Below are 19,224 nucleotides of genomic sequence, written 5' to 3' on the forward strand. Positions count from 1 at the left end.
TTTATGAAGAATTTCTGTTTATTATATTTCATCATTTGCTTCTTCTCAATAAGTGCGCAAAATAATCCGGTTTTCCCTGGTTGGTATGCTGATCCTGAAGGTATTATTTTCGAGAATACATACTGGGTTTACCCAACTTATTCAGCCCCTTATGACCAACAAGTCTTTTTTGATGCTTTTTCTTCCGACGATCTGGTTAACTGGACAAAACACGAGCGCATAGTAGACACTTCTGCCATTAAATGGGCAAAACGTGCTGTTTGGGCTCCTTCAATTATAAAGAACCAAGATCAATATTTTCTATTTTTTGGAGCAAATGACATTCAGCACGATAACGAAGTCGGAGGTATCGGAGTTGCTGTTGCCAGTGTTCCGGAAGGACCTTATAAAGACCATCTGGGTAAACCGCTGATCGATAAATTTCACAATGGCGCCCAGCCAATCGATCAATTTGTTTTTAAGGATAAAGATGGCTCCTTCTATCTCTACTACGGTGGCTGGAGGCATTGTAATGTAGCAAAGCTTAAGGATGATTTTACCGGATTTATTCCTTTTGAAGACGGTCGTATATTTAAAGAAGTAACTCCAGAAAATTATGTAGAGGGTCCCTTTATGTTTATCCGTAATGATAAATATTATTTTATGTGGTCTGAAGGTGGTTGGGGAGGTCCGGACTATAGCGTAGCCTATGCCATTTCAGAGTCTCCGCTGGGGCCATTTAAGCGTATTGGAAAAATACTAAAGCAAGATCCTGAAGTAGCAACCGGAGCAGGTCACCACAGTGTCATTCATCCAGAAGGAACTGATAAATACTTTATTGTTTACCATCGTCGACCTTTAACAGAAACGGATCCTAACTCTAGAGAAACGTGTATCGATCTCATGGAGTTTGATGATACAGGTTTGATTAAACCTGTAAAAATCACCAGGCAAGGAGTAACTGCATACCCTTTAAAATAAAAAAAGCCCTATTTAAAATAAGGCTTTCAAAAAAAATAAAACAATCCGACATTAATTATTTATAACTAACATCGGATCAATATGATACTAAAATTCTCTGTAATCTCCTGCTAAATATTGATTAGCCTTTTCTTCTTTGAACCTTGCTGATTCAGCATCCCAATGTAAAGTCTCACCCGGGAATCTTCCGGCAATGGTTCCTAACAAAATTGTTTCTGTTAATCGCGCAGCATAATCAAATGGTGCAGTGGTTTCACCTTTACCTAAACACGCATCAACAAACTGATGGTAATGTTTAGGCCCTTCTGATTGATAGTTTCGGATAGGTGCACCTAAATTATGCTTTTTACTTACCTTTTCTATTTCTTTAGAAATATCTACATACTTCCCTTTTACTATTTTTCTAGGCAATTGCATAAAGTGTGGCAATAATAAACGTCCTTTTTCTCCAACGAACATTGCTCCTTGTTGTGGCAACTCATTCTGAGCAGCAACCTTGGCATCTAAAGACATTTTTTCTTCAACACTAGCTTCCCTGTCATTCTTTTTAGTTTTTTTGGCAGGTTCAGCCCCCGGCAGTACCAAGTCTTCATGCATAGCAGGAGCTCCCTTTCCATCATACCAAATCCATTTTAGAGATTTTGTAGTATGCTTTGTTCCTGGAAATTCATAGGTTACCGTGTTGTGTTCAGGATATCCAAAACCATTTGAAGGTCTGCATTCCGTCATAATAGTACGCGGAACGTCTAGTTCCAGTGCATTATAAGGGGTATCAAAAATATGAACTCCCATATCTCCTAAAGTACCGCAGCCATAATCCATTAATTTTCTCCAGTTCCCCGGATGATATACCCCTTCTTTATAAGGTCTTTTAGCAGATGTTCCTAACCATAAATTCCAATCTAATTGTGGTGGTACAGGATCCTCTCCTTCCGGAACTGGACCGTCATAGCCCCAGTTCTTAGGAGACCATGCATGTACGGTATGTACTTTCCCAATAATTCCAGACTGAATTAAAAGTGTTGCCAACTTATAATCATAAAAAGAATGTACCTGAATTCCCATCTGCGTAACCAATCCTTTTTCTGCAGCCAGCTTTTTCATTTCCCTGGATTCCGACACATAATGTGATAATGGCTTTTGGCAATAAACCGGTTTATCCATTTCCATAGCCATCATTGATGCAGGAGCATGTGTATGGTCTGGAGTTGATACGACTACAGCATCAATTTCATCCTTCATTTCCTCCAACATCACGCGATAATCAAAAAATACCCGTGCGTTTGGATGAAGTTTACGCGCCTTAGATAGATTAACCGCATCTACATCACATAACGCTACTACATCAACAGCACTGTGCGATGAAATAGAATTCAGGTCCTCAAACCCCATATTTCCCACTCCAATATGAGCCGTACGTAAACGGTCTTTAGTACTTGATCCTCTTAATATTGATGGTGCAAGCATTATGCCCAGGGCACCAACAGTCGTGGTTTTTATAAACTCTCTTTTATTCATGTTAGGTAATTAAGGAATTATAATTTTTTAATTTTAATGTTTCGGAACCAAATTGGACTCGCATGGTCTTGCAAGGCAATATAACCTGACTTAAATTTCCCATAATCAGGACTGTTCTTCCATTTATCTGAATTTTTCTTTTCTTCCCAAGCCTCATCCCAAGGCACGAAAGAAAGTATCATCTTTCCATTTAACCAATGCTCTACCTTTTCCGGAGTAAACACAATTTTTGTGCTATTCCATTCTCCAACAGGATTTAAAATTTTATCCGGACTCGGAGGATGCATTGCATAATCTGCTCCGGTTTGCTGTAATGGCTTCAACTCTTCCGGTTTATCGGTATATCCTAAACTTAAATTGTAGTCTGTAAGATCGTGAATGCTCGCATAATTCTCATCATCTATAAGTTGATACTCAGGTGCAACAACAGGGGGTCCGGCATATCCTTCTTTTACATGATAAAAGATACCACTATTTCCTCCTTTTGGTAGTTTCCACTCTATATATAATTCAAAATTATCAAACTCTTCTGCTCCATATAAAATATCTTTACCTCCTTTATAATTCTGCTCCAATCCTAATTTAGTATCAAAGGTTAAAACGCTATCCTTAACCGTCCACCCCGGAGGAAGAGAATCCATATTATAACCTCGCCACCCTTCGGTGCTGGTTCCGTCAAAAAGGTAGATCCATTCATCAGAAGATGCCACCTCATCTTTCGCTGGTTCTTCTTCAGCTGTTTTATTAGCGGTATTGTTTTTACATGATAAAGCAAATACAGCCAATCCTAAAAGGATAAAATGAATTCTTCGTTTCATTACTTTTTTCATCATTTTTATATAAATATTAGGTTTAATTAATGCTCAGTTAATCATAAAATGCCCTTATACTACAAAACCTATCGACGGCTTCATCTAATTAACCTGACTAAACAAATAATCTGGCATGGTAAAATAAACAATATTATACTAATATAACAGTGAAACGAGACAGTTTATGAGAATTGTGTTTGTTTGCAAACAATTCTATTATCATTTTATTAATTTATAACAAACTACTCAAACCCTTCAAAACACAAAAAACCGTAACATTTATGTTTACGGTTTGGTTTATTAAATGATACTAATGCTAAAGTTTATTCCTCCAATAATGGCATAATAGTTCCTTCGTATCTTATGGAGTTCCGTTCTGTACTGGTAACAATAATACTTGTTTTCTTATTAGAAAAAATCTCTATTACTACATTATAGGATTCATTCGTATCCACATTTCCCGCTTTGAACGACATTTTATACTTCTTTTTACTATCGAGATAATGCAATTCCATGTCTCTGGCGACCTCATCGATCTTTATACCTATATCATTAGTATTATATCCTCCTCCCATTTGCCGTTCACCAAAATAAGGAAGGTCTGATTTCACCGAATCTCCACGTACTTCCAGGTAGTTATCATTGCCAATTAAATTAATCCTTGCCACACTATTCTGCGGACCTAAAATAGCACCTACCTGCATCATAGCCCTGGTTACAGTCGGGTCTGCCCAATCACTCTCAATTCTGAATTTCCGCCCTTCAACAAGATCAGACAAGGCGGCCATATCGGATTCAGAAACAGCACTTTGGGTACTTCCACAACTATATACTAAAACGAGGGTTATCAACCCTACTATATAACTAATACTTTTCATGAGATCATAAATTTTAGTTACATACAAGTTATAAAATTTATTGCATTGATTGGCATATGAGGCGATTAAAAAATGATCCTTTACATATATCATAGCTTCTATATTCCACAACTATTCTATTTGCATATCAATACTTTAAATTGGATGAGCAAATGATCGACATCTCATATTCAAACCAGCTATTAATAGCAAATTGAGTAGTTCCTATGCATTTGAGACTTCTTTCTCAAATTCCAACACAAAGGTTTTAACAGCTTCCCAATCGGTATACTCATAATCTTGCGCAGTATCCGTAGTACGACCTTCCTTTTTAGCTATCATCTTCATGAGCAACCGCTTAAAAAAGTTATACTGGGTATACTTTAAGGCCCCGGCGATCTGAATTACACTATTTGGCCTCCACCCCACTTTGTCTAAATAGGTTTTTGTAATTCGCGCTACCTCCTGATGCTCATCTTCTATATCTGATGCGATAGCCAGACAGACAGAAAAAAAAGCTCCAGGTGTTGTATTGAGTATATTCAAATAATTTTTGATATAGTGCGTTACAGCACTTTGATAAGCTCCTATATGAATGGAAGCTCCAATTAATACCGCATCAAATTCAATAGGTGATGGCGGCTCTTCTATGGCTTCCGCGACCAAAACATTATGACCCGAATTTTGAAGAACCTTAGCCATGTAATAAGCTATCTTGCGCGTTTGTCCTTCAGTAGTACCGTAAACAATCAGGAATTTCATTTTTACTTCAAAATAAAACACAATACCCTGAATATCAAATGATAAAAATCACAAAACGCTTATAATCAATCAAGAAGATAATCAGAAATATAATAAAATGAAGAAACTGTTATTGATCAATAAATCCCTCGCGTAGCTTTTTCATGGCTAAATACATCTGCGACTCTACGGTTTTTATGGAAACATCAAGTCTAATGGCAATCTCCTTGTATTTCAATCCTTCCCGTTTACTTAACAAAAAGATTTCTTTACACTTAGGTGGCAAGTCTTCTATTAACTCCCTCAGTCTAAGTAAATCAGACTCTAACTGCTCTTGATTCTTAATCTCTTGCTCATCATTAGTCAGGGATGAAATCTGTAAATAATCTCTTTGCATAATTCGTTCCCGTTCCAAATCCCTGAAATGATCCATAAAACTATTATAGGCTGTACTAAACAGATACTTTTTTAGCGAAGTATGTATTTGCAAAGATTTTCGTTTGGTCCATAGCTTTAGAAAGACTCCCTGAGCCAGATCTTCCGATAACGACAAATCGCCACTGAGCTTAATCAGATAAGCGAGAACAATTTTGTAATACTTCATAAAAATATTACGATAAGCCTCCTTACTCCCTTTTTTAAGCTCCGATAAAAGCCAATTTTCCATCATTTAATTCAGTAATCTTCCCTGCTATTCATGAATTTTGCACAAATTTTAAAAAAAAATTAAAAAATAGTTAAGGGTTTTTAAACATTTTTCCGTCTCGGTTGTAAACTGAGATTATTTAGGTTTGGAACATTTAATTATTAAATACATAAATAAAGAGATTTCTGAAGAAGAATTGGCTCTTCTAAAAGAAGGTTTAAAAAATCCGGAAGTCAAAAAACAACTGAAGGAATACATAGACCTCGAAAGTTCTATTCAATTAGGATTAAAGAAAATTGATATGGAGCGTGTTTATAATTCATTAGACGCCCCGTTATCTTCTGAGGACAATCTGGAAAAACGCGCTGCAAGATTAAGTTATTTGAAATACGCTGCAGCGATCACCATAATTATTGCATTAGCGGCTTCATTTCAATTATTTATTAATCGGGATATCAATGAATTTACACCAAATGCTACTACCATAACGCTTAAATTAGAAGATGGTTCCATTAAAGAATTTGACGAGACAGAGGCTATAATATCGGTAGATGACTTTGTTGCCGGATCAGAGCCAAAGAATTCCAACAACAAAACTGACATAGCCTACAACGAGATCAATGTACCTTATGGTAAAAAGGCCACTATTAAATTATCAGACAATTCTCAGGTTATTCTTAATTCCGGAAGTGTTTTCAAATACCCTACTTCTTTTGATGGTTCTGATTTAAGATCAGTGACCCTTGAAGGAGAAGCGTATTTTGCCGTAAGTAAAAATGCTCAAAAACCTTTTATTGTTCAGACAGCCGAAATGGATGTCGAAGTTTTGGGAACGGAATTTAATGTCAGTTGTTTTAAAGACGATAAACAAACTTTAGCTATTCTGGTTGAAGGAAGTATTAAAGCAAAAAACACTTTAAGCAATACCTCTGTCATTGTAAAACCCGGACAGGCAGCAACACTTAAAGATAAAAACTTAACTGTACAACCTGTAGACATTCAAAAATATACGGCTTGGTTACATGGTGACCTCCTATTTATTGACGACACCTTTGAAACGGTATTAAAAAAATTAGAACGACATTTTAATGTGGTTATCATCAATAATAATCCTGCCTTAAATGAGGTGCGTTACAATGGAAGATTTAATACAGAAACACTTGAACAGATATTAGAAGCTTTTCAAGTAAACACAACTTTTGAGTATACCTTGAAAAACAATCAAATCATTATAAAAAATGAAACGCCAATGAAATAATACCAACAAACAAAAAAGGGAAACGCGCCAACGTCTCCCTCACTACCTTAATCTAAAATTAAAATAGTTTAAACCATTTCAAAATTATGAAAAAAACACTTACGAAGGGATTCGTCTGTCCTGGAATTACCAAAATCAGCTTAAAAATGAAGCTTTCCTTAATGCTGTTTATTATTTCCTTATTCCAAATACAGGCTCATTCTTATTCACAAAAGTCGACCATTTCACTCGATGTGAATAAAGCCGAAATCAAGGAAATATTTAACGAAATCGAAAAACAATCTGCTTACAAAGTACTCTATAAAACTGAGGACATCACCCCTTTACCTCCTGTAAGTTTACATGTAAACGATGTTACTATTGAGGCTATCATGAATACCTTGTTAGATAGTAGCTCTTTATACTACAAAGTACTGGACACGCAAATTGTTATTTATCAAAAACCGACCGAAACCAAACCTGATTCAAAGTTACAAGTACCAATTCAGGATCAAATTACTATACAAGGGCTGGTAACCGATGTGAATGGAATTCCTTTACCTGGAGTAACCGTGATGGTCAAAGAAACGGGTAAAGGAGCTTTTACTGACAGTGATGGTACTTTTACCATAAAGGCACTGAAAGATCAAAGCCTTTCTTTTAGCTTCATTGGGATGGAAACTGTGGTGACCGAAATTAAAGAAAGAACTACCATAGATATCATTCTTAAAGAAGATACTCAATCGCTCGAAGAAGTGGTTCTGGTGGGTTACGGTACCCAAAAAAGAAAAGACATTACTGGTTCTGTTTCTAAAATCGATGCCACCGAGTTAAACAAAATGGCTCCGGTAAATTTCGATAATGCGATCGTTGGTAGAGCACCAGGTGTATATGCTGTTCCTTCATCAGGTGCCCCGGGTGCACCAGCTACCATTCGAATCAGAGGTATTACCTCTGTACTCGGAAACAATGAACCTCTTTATGTAATTGATGGAGTTCCAATCGAAATCGGTCAGGGGCAGGGAAATTCATTCTATTCGGAAAGTTTTTCTAACTCCATCTCACCTCTTGCTTCTATAAACCCACAAGACATAGAAAGCATTGATATCCTTAAAGATGCTTCTGCTACAGCAATATATGGTTCCAGAGGTGCCAATGGGGTTATTATTATTAACACAAAGAAAGGAAGCTACTCATCTGTACCTAGTATTAGCTTTAGTACCATGACTAGTATTTCAAGCTTCTTCAACAAGTATGATATGCTAAATAGTAATGGCTATCATAATACAGTTGAACAGGCTTATACAAATGCTGGAAGAACTATTCCTGACGATGAAGACTTATATCCTTTTGGCCCTGATGTTAATACCAACTGGCAAAAAGAAACTGATCAGGCGGCTGTGAACATGAACTACTATTTGAATATGAATGGTGGATCTCTAAATGGGAATACACTTTATTCCGTTTCAGCCGGTATCACAGATCAAAAAGGTCCTATTTACAACACCTCATACCGTAGAAACAATATCAGAACCAAATTAGAAACAAAAGCTTCTGATAAGCTGCGTATAGGAGTTAATTTCAATTATACCGATTCAAAAAATGAAGGTAGTGGTACTACCTTTTATTATCAGACAATTCGGTACAGACCCGACATTCCTATCTATGATGAAGATGGAAACTTTGCAGCTGCTCCGGGAAGCATCTATTCCAATCCTTACGCGAAAGTTCGCTTCCCATCATATGTAGACTCTAAAAATCTGTTGCTTTCTCTTTTTGGAGAATACCAACTAACGAATGGCCTGGTATTTAAATCGACCTATTCCTATACGGAAGGGGATAATTTTAGTTTCAGATATACTCCTAGTTATGATGTTTTCGAGATGAGAAACAATCGTAAAGGAACTTTAAGGCAAAACGAATCTGGCTTCACCTCGCGTATATTTGATAATACACTAACTTACAACAGAAGCTTTAACAAGCACAGTGTCAACTCAGTATTAGGGGTTTCCTATACACAAAACAAAAGCAATTATCAGAATATCGATGCCACTGATTTCCCGGATGACTTTGTAATGGTAACTCCGGGCGCGGCTTCCAACCAATCTATTGAGAGCGGAGGTACTATCAGCGGACTTTCTTCTTACTTTCTAAGAGCCAATTATAACTACGATGATATTATGTATCTTACGTTTACCGGTCGTGCCGATAAATCAACAAAGTTTGGTCCTGAAAACCGCTGGGGTTATTTCCCTTCAGGGGCAGTAGCATGGAGAATATCGCGTATGAATTTTATGGAGGGTGCTGCTTTCGTAGATGATCTTAAATTAAGAACCTCCTATGGTAAAACCGGTTCTGCTAATTTCTCAGACTTTCAATATGATACCTTCTTTGGTGCAGGAAGTTTTTATAATAATAATAACGGTGTAGTTTCTAACACCATTCCGAACCCCGCCATTAAATGGGAAACTACAAACCAGTTAGATATTGCAATCGATTATTCATTGTTTGACAGAAGAGTTAATGGTACGTTTGGATACTTTAACAAGAAAACTTCAGATCAAATTTTATCAAGAGATGTTACCCTCGAGACCGGAGGTAGAAGCCAATTCGCTAATATTGGAGATTTCCAGAATAAAGGATTTGAATTCCAAATTGGCATCGATGTTGTAAGAGAGGGTGCCTTTCAATGGACTACAGAACTAAATATGTCTTCTATAAGCAGTAAAGTACTGCGTTTGAATGGTGGTTATTACAGAAACCTTGCCGAAGGAGAATCTCTTAGTTATTTTTCAGGTTACAAAGTGGCAGGCATATTTCAATCTCAAGACGAAATCGATCAGCTGGATGCAGCTTCACCTACAGGGGTATATCAGTCAGGAAATACTGCTCCCGGTGATTTCAAATACATGGATGTCAATGAAGATGGATTTATTGGGTCTGATGATATGGATATCATTGGAAAAGCTGAACCTGACTTCTTTGGTGGATGGAACAATATTTTACGGTATGGAAATTTTGAGCTTTCTACCCTCTTCAATTTCAGTGTAGGTAACTACTTGTTCAATAGCAATAAAAGAGATTTATTAATCTTTAGTAATGAAGGTTCAAATTACGGAACAGGAATACAGAATGCCTGGAGCCCTGACAACACTAACAGTACAATTCCGCGATTAGTAGCAGGAGACCCAAATTTCAACCGAAGAGATTCAGATTTCTTTGTGGAGGACGCCTCTTTTTTGAAGTTAAAAAACATTCACCTAACCTATAAGTTTAATCCAGAACTCCTTCAAAAAATGTTTATCCAACGGGCTAGCATCTCACTGTCAGCAACCAATGTTTTTGTGATTACTTCTTATAGCGGATTAGATCCTGAAGTAAATTACAGTGCAGCTAATAATTTTAACCAGGGCTATGATAGTGCAACCTACCCACCGGTTAGAACATTTACACTTGGCTTAAACCTAAACTTATAATGATTATGCAAAAATTATATAAAAACATATTTATAACCCTCACGCTAATAGGAGTATTAACTACTTCTTGTGAAATTACAGATGTTACGGATGTAGATCCGGTATATCAGGTATCAGAAGATAAAGTAATTACAAATGTTGATCAGGCGCAGACCGTATTGTATGGGGTTTATGGCGTGCTTATTGACGGACTTGACTATATTGTTTATATGCCCGCTGTTACTTCAATGATGGGAACGACAATGAAACCCGGAGTATGGGGTGGCGGAGCTGAAAATGCCTTTTTCACAAACAATGTTACTTCCGATAATTATTACCTGGAGTATATGTATACAAAAATGTATTTTCTTATTAATAATGCCAACCATGTAATTACTAAAACTGAAGCTTTACAAACTGAAGATGTTCGTAAACAAGAAATTATAGGTGAAGCTAAATTCTTAAGAGCCCAATCTAATTTTTACCTACTAAGATTATTTGGAGAGTTTTTCGATATGGATTCAGCATATGGAATTGTTCTTAAAACACAACCCATCTCAAACGCCGATCCGCAAGCAAGAGCTAATGTAAATGATGTTTATGACCTGATAATTGACGATTTGGATTTTGCTATTGAAAATGCTCCTGATTTTTCTAATACCTTTTACGGTTCAAAACTTGCTGCAAAAGCTTTAAGAAGTAAGGTTGCGCTTTACCAAAAAGACTATGTAACTGCAGCTACACTTGCAAAAGAAGTTATTGATGCGAACGAACGTCAGTTAGAGGAAAGTTTTGGTGACATTTTTACCAAAAAGATTGACAATCCTAATGAAGTTCTTTTTCAAACACCATTCGATAATTTGAATGACAGAAATAATAAAGCGTTTATGCTACGTGCATATTTTGGTCTTTCAGACGATTATGTAGCACTTATGGAAACGGATGCCCGATATGAAGACGCCATTGCCTTTACTGCTTCGGGAAGCATCAGAAATAATAAATTTAACGGATCTACCTATAACGGAGTGCCGCTTACCGCCGATACGCAATATTTTATGCGTCTTGCTGAAACTTATTTAATATATGCTGAAGCTATATTGCGTTCAAACAATGATATTGAGGCTGCCAAAGGAGCTGTAAACACTATCAGAGAACGTAGTGGCAACCCCCTGCTAACCACAAATGATCCTCAAGAATTATTAAATGCTATTCGCATTGAGAAAATACTTGAACTTGGTACTGAGGCCGGTGAAGAATGGTTCGATTTGGTTCGTTTCCACAAAGAGGGCGACATTAATATTAACGACTATAAAGAACTACCATCAGAAACACGTTTAATCCTTCCACTTCCAAATCAAACGGTAGAATTATCAGAAGGTATCATCAAACAAAACCCCGGATACTAATGAAAAAAATAGTAATACTTCTAAGTATAAGCATGATTTCTCTTTCCTGCAAACAAAAGCAGGAAGAGAAAAAAGAAACATATAATGCCATTCACTTTTCAGAAGGCTCTTTTCAAGAGATTTTGGATCTGGGAGCAAAAGAAAACAAGCTGATATTTATCGATTGTTACACCTCTTGGTGTGCTCCTTGTAAGTGGATGGAAAAGTATGTGTTCGTAAAGGAAGAGGTTCATTCCTTTTACAACGAAAATTTCATAAACTATAAGATCGATATGGAAAAAGGAGAAGGCCCTGAACTGGCTAAGCGTTATCAGGTATCTTCTTACCCTACGTATCTTTTTATTGATGGTAAAGGTAAACTGATCCATCTGGCTAAATCGAAAATGGAAGCTGAAGCCTTTATTAATGAAGGTAAAAAGGCGCTTAATCCCCAAAATGCCTATGGAAATCTTGTGAAAAAATATGAAACAGGTACCATGAGTGTGGAGGAACTTACAAATTATGCAATTCAACTCAATAAATTCAGAGATCCCAAAGCAAATGAAGTGCTTACTGAGATTATGGAAAAGATTGATGACCAATTCCTTAAAAGCCCTGCCGGTTGGAAACTGATCCAAAGCTTCGCTAATAATGATGAAGACACATTGTTTCTGTTCATGAACAATAATAAATCATATTTTACAACAAATTATGGTGCGGATGAAGTAAATGTTATTTACCGTAAAGCACTACAGCGTAAAATGTATTCGTACAGTAGAAACAATGAACGTGTTCTATTCTTTGAAGGCCTCGATTCATTAAAAAACTTAAATGCCAGTCCAAGGGACCTATCTATAATGCATTGCCAATTTTATTTGGTTAATTTGGATGAGGAAGAATTTATTAAAACCTCTGATTTCTATGTAAATGATCTTATTAAAGGTGATGAGGAAACCATTGCCTTTATAGCGCGATCTGTATTACTTTATCATAAAGAAAACAAGACTCTTTTGTCTCAGGCATCAAAGCTTATCAAAAATGCCTATGCACTGAACCCTGACAGTTATGGTATTGTAAGTACCTATGCGCAAATATTAGGTCGTACAGGTGAAAAAGAGGAGGCCATTGCAGCAGGTGAAAAAGCAGTTGCTATGGCAGATACTATAAGTAGTAAGGTTAAAAAACGTGCTATCCAGAATCTTGAAGAAATAAAGGGGTTGAACTAAACATTTGTTTGAGTTTTGAATTTGCAGTTAGTTAGTTTTAAAATCGCCCTCAACTGACCCCAGAGGGCGATTTTGTTTTCCATAAAAAATCACTCATGCTTAAGAAAATTATATTAATTTCAGGATTATTCACATTGCTTAATAGCTGTGAAACAGAAATTCCCAAATCTAAAACCGTTATCTCCGGTACAATAACCAACCCGAATAATGCTCTATTGCTTATTGCAGGAAATGATTACTTTCGGGACACCATCCAGGTAGATGAATCAGGAAACTTTAAAGATACCCTTGATATATTGCCAGGCTCATATCTGCTTTCCTATGGGAAACTATTCTGGAGAACTTATTTACAAAATGGATATGATCTGGAGATTGTATTTGACTCCAATAACTTTCGAAATACCCTATCTTATAAAGGTGAGGGTGGTGTTGAAAACAATTACTTATTTCAAAAAATATCGAAGCAACGCGAGGCTATGACTAAGAGACAGGAAGCAATGAAAATGCGGAACGATTCAAGTCTTTTACTTTTAAATGACCTGAAAGAAGCCATGCATCAGTTCCTTAGTTCATACCCTGCTCTTCCCCCTGCTTTTAAAGGTCTGGAAAAACGAAGTATCACCTATGGATATATTGCAGATTTACATAGACTTCACTCTAAAGATACCCTTGGTGTAATTTCAGGATTAACCTCGAAGTTAAATGCATTGGAAGAAAATATGGATTTCAACAGTGGTATGGATTACCTGTTTTCTAATCGTTACAGAAGAATGATAGAAGATACGTATCGCGAAAAAGCTCAAATATCTGCCAAAACATCAAATCTGGCAGAAGATATTGCATTTTTAAAAGAAATATCCAACATTAAAAACGACACCATTAGAAACAGCTTAGCATTCAACCATGCAAAATACGGTATTACCTATACCAAAGACCTCAATACATTTTATAGCCTTTTCCTTAAAAGTTCTACAAATCCAATTCATAATGAAGATATTAAAGCTAGTTATGAAATCTTAAAAAAAGTGGCTAAAGGCGCTCCATCTCCAGGTTTTGAAGACTATGAAAATCATCAAGGTGGTACTACCTCTCTTAAAGATTTAGCTGGTTCATACCTGTTTATAGACGTATGGGCAACCTGGTGTGGACCATGTAGAAAAGAGATTCCTTATTTAAAAGAGCTCGAAACCAAATACCATGATAAAAATATAAAATTTGTAAGCATTTCTATTGATAGACAAAAAGATCGGGACAAATGGAAGCAAATGATCAAAGATGAAAATCTGGGTGGTGTTCAGTTATTGGCTGATAAAGACTGGGAGTCCTCATTTGTTCAGAACTACCTGATTAAAGGTATACCGCGATTTATTATACTCGATCCCCAGGGAAATATTATCGATTATAATGCGCCGGTCCCTTCATCTGGCAAACTCGAATCCATCTTTGATGAATTCAATTTATAAAATTAAAAGGATCGTTAAATTGTAGGTCTTTAACATCCGGGTCGGCCTGATCGCAGTCGAAACTTTTATTTAACCATCTAAGGGCTCGACTGCCTGGCCGTTCCTTTTGGAAATCTCCGAATACTACTTTTTTAACATCATCCTGTTTACTTAAAGAATTTTCACTTGTTGACTTCTTTGACAAACTTTATTAATCCGTCAAAATAAGTCTCCTGATCATCATACATTGCCAAGTGACTTCCCTTTGGGCAAAGTAGATAACTTCCATTCTGAACCATGGAAGCAATCTTTTCCATATGTCTAGGGTCCATAGTATCGTAAGTGGCTCCTATTACCAATGTGGGCACACTGATTTCAGGAAGGCGATTTGTGACATCCCAATCTTTTAACTTCGCATCTCCCGCTACTCCAAACTCACTGGGTCCCTGCATGGTGATATATAAATCATGATTGATATTTGCAAAGGCCCTGTTGACAGGGTTGGGCCATTTTTCAAGAGGCATCCTTAATATATGTTCCGGGTAATAATGAGTAAAAACCAATTCTGAATATTTGGGATTACTATAATCATTTGAGGCCTCCAGAGCTTTAATCTCTTTGAGTACCTCTGGATCTAACTGCGGACCCAAAACCTCATTAGCGTAAGAGATATAATCGGGTATTGAAGCCATCATATTAGAAATAACCAACCCCTTTAAATGCTGTTGATATTTCAAAGCGTATTCCATGGCCAGAATACCTCCCCAGGAATGACCATAAAGATAAAAGTTAGTACCATCCAGATTCAGTGCTTTTCGAACTTGTTCAACCTCATCAACATAACGGTCTACACTCCATAACAAACTATCATTTGGTTGGTCAGAATAGAATGACTCCAGTTGATCATAATAATAATATTCTATTTCCGCCTTCGGAAAATACGAATCAAAACACTCAAAATATTCATGTGTAGCACCTGGCCCTCCATGAAGTAATAATACCTTAATAGAAGCGTTATTTCCTGTTCGTTTTGTCCACACTTTATAAGTACCTTTTTTTGTACTAACAGGAATCATCTTCACCCCGCCGCTTAAGCGATCGTTGCGTTCTGAATAATCTAAATAACTGCTAAATGAATTTAACTGATCAATAGGTTCATCTCCGAATTTGCATGAAACTAACAGTAGTGAGAAACACACTACAAATAATATTGATTTCATATGGCTAAACATTTGATTTGCTCAACTTCCGAGAGCATAATGCAGGAATATGAATACGCTCACTGATTATGAGACAGGTACAAATGGAGTAAGCCCTTGAGCTATTTTAAATATAGCTATAATTAGGACTGCCTGCATTTTCGGAGCTCCTATTTCGTCTAAATGAACAAAAGCACCTTCAAGGTGCATAAACCTACATAATCGCTACTAATCAAATAAGATTTTTCCTTATATTTGACGCATATAAAACCAACCAACTATGACATAAATTTGCCATGGGATAATGATATGTAAACATGCTATTGAGATATCTATTTAAAGACAAAATTTAATTCAGCTTATAACTTTACAACTTTAATAAAGCCAAAATTTAGCTACAGATTTTTTGGAAATTTAGCCTTCTGAAAAACACCCAACCACTTGAAACGACCCGCTGTAAATTTTTAATTTTGCATAATGACTACACCAAAAGCCATATACTTCTTTATTCTTATCATTATACTTGGAACCGTCTCATGCAATAACCAAAAAGATCACCCATCAGAAAATGATACCTTTCTGAATCAAATCGATTCGCTGTATGATAGCGTTGAGCAATTAAAAGAGAAAAAGTTGATCGATATGGCTTTGTCTAAAAACAATACAGCATTGCAGCTTGCCAAATCCAAAAATGTTCCTGAAATATATCAGAACTTACTTCGACAGCGTATCGTACTTTTAGGTAGGAAACGCCCCTTAGACAGTACATTTCATTATTCTGATATATTATTAAACGATTATACCAGAGCAAAGGATACTGCTAATATTGCCTATATAAAGTATTTAAAGGGATTCTATTTTAAAAAAGACAATCAGATAGATAGTGCAATCGGCAATTATTATCAGGCAGTGCAACTTTACAAGTATTTAAATGATAGCCTGAATGTGGCCAAAAGGTCATTGGATTTGGTAAAAATATTAAACGATAAGGCGAATTATCAGGTGGCAGAAAAGACCGCCATCGACGGCTTAAAGTATCTCAATAAAAAGACCGCCAATAAACTTTACATAAATTTAAAAAATCATCTGGCGATTATTTCCAAGAATAAAGGACAATACAAGGAAGCTTTATATTGGTATAATCGAGCTCTGAGCATTGCTAAAGACTCTTTGAGCGTTATATCTATTAAGAACAATATGGCCGTGGTATATTTGAAGCAAGAGCATTTTACCAAAGCATTCAATACCCTGTCGTCCATAGTCTACGATACCCTATTACGTAATCCCAAGAACATAACCTTAAACGCACGAGTTATTGACAATTGGGCCTTTGCCAAAAGTAAATTAGGTCATATTGATGCTGAAAAATACCTTCTGGAGGCATTGGAATTAAGAAAACAGAAGAACGTACCGGAAAACCTTAATGCAAGTTATATTCATTTAGCTGAACACTATGCGGATAAAAATAACCGAATGGCATTTAAAATGGCGCAAAAAGCATATGAAACGGCCAAAACATACCAAAATGTAGACGACCAACTTCTGGCCCTTTCAATGATCATAGCCACCTCTGAAACGCCTCGTCAATATGCACTGAAGTACCATCGCCTAAGCGATAGTCTCCATAAAGCGAGAGAACAGGCCAATATCAGTTATGCTAAAATAATTTATGACACGGAAAGGAACCGCAATGAAAATGCACTACTAAAATCAAATGCCCAACTGAACGCCTTGGAAATAAGCAAGGTAAAAACCAGAAATATTGCTTTAGGCCTTATACTCATCATTGTAATCGGGGCAGTAATTTGGAGGTATCATCTTATAAAAAACAAACATCAGCGAGAAAAAGAGTTAGCAACCTATGAAACTGAGCGTTTAATTTCGAAACGCGTACACGATGAAGTTGCGAATGATGTATTCCATACCCTTACCTCGTTACAGAATGAACCGAAGGTCTCACCTGTTTTAGAACAACTCGAAAATCAACTGGATAAACTATACCATAAAACAAGAGATATTTCTAAAGAGTATGGTGACATTGATACCGGAACTAATTTCGCTGTGGGACTTAAAGACATGCTAGCCTCCTACCACTCTGAACATGCAAATGTCATCATACGGAATATTGATACTATCCCCTGGAGACGTCTAAACCACTCAAAAAAGGTGGCTATATATCGATGTGTACAAGAGTTAATGGTCAATATGAAAAAACATAGTCAGGCAACATTGGTTGCCCTGATGTTCGAATCAGATCCAAACCTGTTAACTGTTAAATATTCTGATAATGGTATTGGATTAGACCTCTCTATAACGCCTCGAGCTGGAGGATTAAAAAATGTGGAAAACCGTATAGAAGCTGCTAATGGAACCGTTACTTTTGCTAATTCATCTACTCAGGGATTAGTAATAATCATAGAAATCCCCTTCTAAGAAAACAACTTTAAAGATGTTCAGGAAAGTACTCATAGCGGAAGATATTGATAGTATCAACTTAGGAATCGTAACCAATTTAAAAAAGAGTTTTGATTTTGAAATAGCACATGTTAAATATTGTGATGATGCCATTCTAAAGGTTAAAAAAGCATTATTGGAGGCGCTCCCCTATGATTTACTAATTACTGACCTGTCATTTAAACCAGACCATAGGAACTGCAACATATGCTCAGGGGATGAACTGGCCAGGGAAGTCTTAAAATTACATCCTCCAACCAAAATCATCATGTACTCCATCGAAGATCGACCGCTGAAAATAAAAAACTTTTTCAATGAACCCGGAATACACGGTTATGTATGCAAAGGGAGAGAAAGTGCCATAGAAATAAATAAGGCCATAGAAACCGTCTACAAAAACGAGTACTATCTTTCCCATTCCCTCGATTATGCAATCAAGGGTACCCCTGTTATGGAAATAGACGATTATGATATCCGATTAATCAATGAGCTAGCCAATGGCTTATTACAAGATGAAATAGCCAAGAAATTTAAAGCTGAAGGTGTTTTTCCAGCAAGCTTAAGTAGTATAGAAAAACGCCTGAATAAGCTAAAAATATATTTTAAAGCTAAAAATTCTACCCATCTGGTGGCTATTGTAAAAGACCTCGGACTTATTTAAAAACCAACTTTATACTTTTTCATCTTAAAAATTTGCTGACTACGGTTTTCCGTAAGTAAAAAATGAGTTTTAAAACGATTTTTGTCTCATCAATCATTAAAAAGTGTGGTGAATGAAAGACTTCTTACATAGCTCATGTTTCCCTGTTCGTCTATTCACCCTATTAAATTCAATAAAAATCCCGTTTTTATGCAACCAAACAATACCAATACATACGGAAATCCATGGTCATTGGAAACCCGTATTGCCGTTTGGCAAAAAGCTAAAAAAATAGAAGGAACCAACCCAAATTTCGTTCGCTTAGATGCTTATGGAGCAGTAATTGAATGGAAAAGGTTTGGTAAAAATTCCCCGAATGGAACCGGATGGTACATTGAACATATTGTACCCATCTCACAGGGTGGTACTGATAGTATAAACAATTTACATGCCGTACAATGGATACCTACAGAGTCTGATGAAATTGAAAAGGTTCAAGAAATAACAAGATTCTAATACCAATCTATCCAACCATAAAAAGTAATTAAATCCGCAATTTTGTCGGCCAATACCTTATCTATTTACGGGTTGCCGTAAGAAATAAAAATGACAACTTCATATTTTTGAGTATCCCGATAGACCATGCCACCTA

General features: G+C 36.4%; 15 protein-coding genes. 9 read left to right on the forward strand and 6 right to left on the reverse strand.

The genetic code is table 11. The annotated features are described in order from the left end of the window. Positions 1 to 3: 3 nt before the first annotated feature. Positions 4 to 960, forward strand: a complete 957-nt coding sequence (locus P278_RS07640) for a glycoside hydrolase family 43 protein (protein ID WP_038264546.1) — start codon at positions 4 to 6, stop codon at positions 958 to 960. Between the two features lie 87 nt (positions 961 to 1,047). Here P278_RS07640 and P278_RS07645 read toward each other — a convergent pair whose 3' ends face one another. From P278_RS07645 to P278_RS07665, 5 genes are all read right to left on the reverse strand, one after another. Beyond that, positions 1,048 to 2,478 (reverse strand): Gfo/Idh/MocA family protein, encoded by a 1,431-nt coding sequence (locus tag P278_RS07645; RefSeq protein WP_038264549.1) that lies wholly within the window; start codon positions 2,476 to 2,478, stop codon positions 1,048 to 1,050. Between the two features lie 17 nt (positions 2,479 to 2,495). Continuing rightward, positions 2,496 to 3,296, reverse strand: coding sequence for a 3-keto-disaccharide hydrolase (locus P278_RS07650; RefSeq protein WP_038265462.1), 801 nt, complete (start codon positions 3,294 to 3,296; stop codon positions 2,496 to 2,498). Positions 3,297 to 3,613: 317 nt separating this feature from the next. Beyond that, positions 3,614 to 4,168: a DUF4251 domain-containing protein gene (locus tag P278_RS07655; protein ID WP_038265464.1), complete on the reverse strand. Its 555-nt coding sequence runs from the start codon at positions 4,166 to 4,168 to the stop codon at positions 3,614 to 3,616. A gap of 204 nt (positions 4,169 to 4,372) precedes the next feature. Continuing rightward, entirely contained in the window at positions 4,373 to 4,909 is a 537-nt protein-coding gene (locus tag P278_RS07660; RefSeq protein WP_038265467.1) for a flavodoxin domain-containing protein, read from the reverse strand. Between the two features lie 109 nt (positions 4,910 to 5,018). After that, a complete protein-coding gene (locus P278_RS07665) occupies positions 5,019 to 5,555 on the reverse strand; it encodes an RNA polymerase sigma-70 factor (protein WP_161808350.1) in 537 nt (178 codons plus the stop codon). 124 nt (positions 5,556 to 5,679) lie between these two features. Here P278_RS07665 and P278_RS07670 point away from each other — a divergent pair, with 124 nt between their 5' ends. From P278_RS07670 to P278_RS07690, 5 genes are all read left to right on the forward strand, one after another. Beyond that, positions 5,680 to 6,792, forward strand: coding sequence for a FecR family protein (locus tag P278_RS07670; RefSeq protein ID WP_038264552.1), 1,113 nt, complete (start codon positions 5,680 to 5,682; stop codon positions 6,790 to 6,792). 86 nt (positions 6,793 to 6,878) lie between these two features. Beyond that, positions 6,879 to 10,247 carry a TonB-dependent receptor gene (locus tag P278_RS07675; RefSeq protein ID WP_038264555.1) on the forward strand — a complete coding sequence of 1,123 codons (3,369 nt, stop codon included), beginning with the start codon at positions 6,879 to 6,881 and terminating at the stop codon, positions 10,245 to 10,247. A gap of 5 nt (positions 10,248 to 10,252) precedes the next feature. After that, a complete protein-coding gene (locus P278_RS07680; protein ID WP_161808351.1) occupies positions 10,253 to 11,632 on the forward strand; it encodes a RagB/SusD family nutrient uptake outer membrane protein in 1,380 nt (459 codons plus the stop codon). Continuing rightward, positions 11,632 to 12,837: a thioredoxin domain-containing protein gene (locus tag P278_RS07685; protein WP_051413468.1), complete on the forward strand. Its 1,206-nt coding sequence runs from the start codon at positions 11,632 to 11,634 to the stop codon at positions 12,835 to 12,837. Before P278_RS07680 ends, P278_RS07685 begins: the two co-directional genes overlap by 1 nt. Positions 12,838 to 12,932: 95 nt before the next feature. Further along, positions 12,933 to 14,300: a TlpA family protein disulfide reductase gene (locus P278_RS07690; protein ID WP_051413469.1), complete on the forward strand. Its 1,368-nt coding sequence runs from the start codon at positions 12,933 to 12,935 to the stop codon at positions 14,298 to 14,300. 161 nt (positions 14,301 to 14,461) lie between these two features. On the opposite strand, the gene P278_RS07700 is transcribed toward P278_RS07690, so the two are convergent. Continuing rightward, positions 14,462 to 15,499: a proline iminopeptidase-family hydrolase gene (locus P278_RS07700; RefSeq protein ID WP_038264563.1), complete on the reverse strand. Its 1,038-nt coding sequence runs from the start codon at positions 15,497 to 15,499 to the stop codon at positions 14,462 to 14,464. A gap of 456 nt (positions 15,500 to 15,955) precedes the next feature. On the opposite strand from P278_RS07700, the gene P278_RS07705 reads away from it, so the two are divergent. From P278_RS07705 to P278_RS07715, 3 genes are all read left to right on the forward strand, one after another. Beyond that, positions 15,956 to 17,911, forward strand: a complete 1,956-nt coding sequence (locus P278_RS07705) for a tetratricopeptide repeat-containing sensor histidine kinase (protein ID WP_038264566.1) — start codon at positions 15,956 to 15,958, stop codon at positions 17,909 to 17,911. A 16-nt stretch (positions 17,912 to 17,927) separates the two neighbouring features. Then, entirely contained in the window at positions 17,928 to 18,593 is a 666-nt protein-coding gene (locus P278_RS07710) for a response regulator (protein ID WP_038264569.1), read from the forward strand. A 189-nt stretch (positions 18,594 to 18,782) separates the two neighbouring features. Continuing rightward, positions 18,783 to 19,088: an HNH endonuclease gene (locus P278_RS07715; RefSeq protein ID WP_038264572.1), complete on the forward strand. Its 306-nt coding sequence runs from the start codon at positions 18,783 to 18,785 to the stop codon at positions 19,086 to 19,088. Positions 19,089 to 19,224: the final 136 nt, after the last annotated feature.

It is taken from the genome of Zhouia amylolytica AD3 (assembly GCF_000511935.2).
GTDB classification, from domain to species: domain Bacteria; phylum Bacteroidota; class Bacteroidia; order Flavobacteriales; family Flavobacteriaceae; genus Zhouia; species Zhouia amylolytica.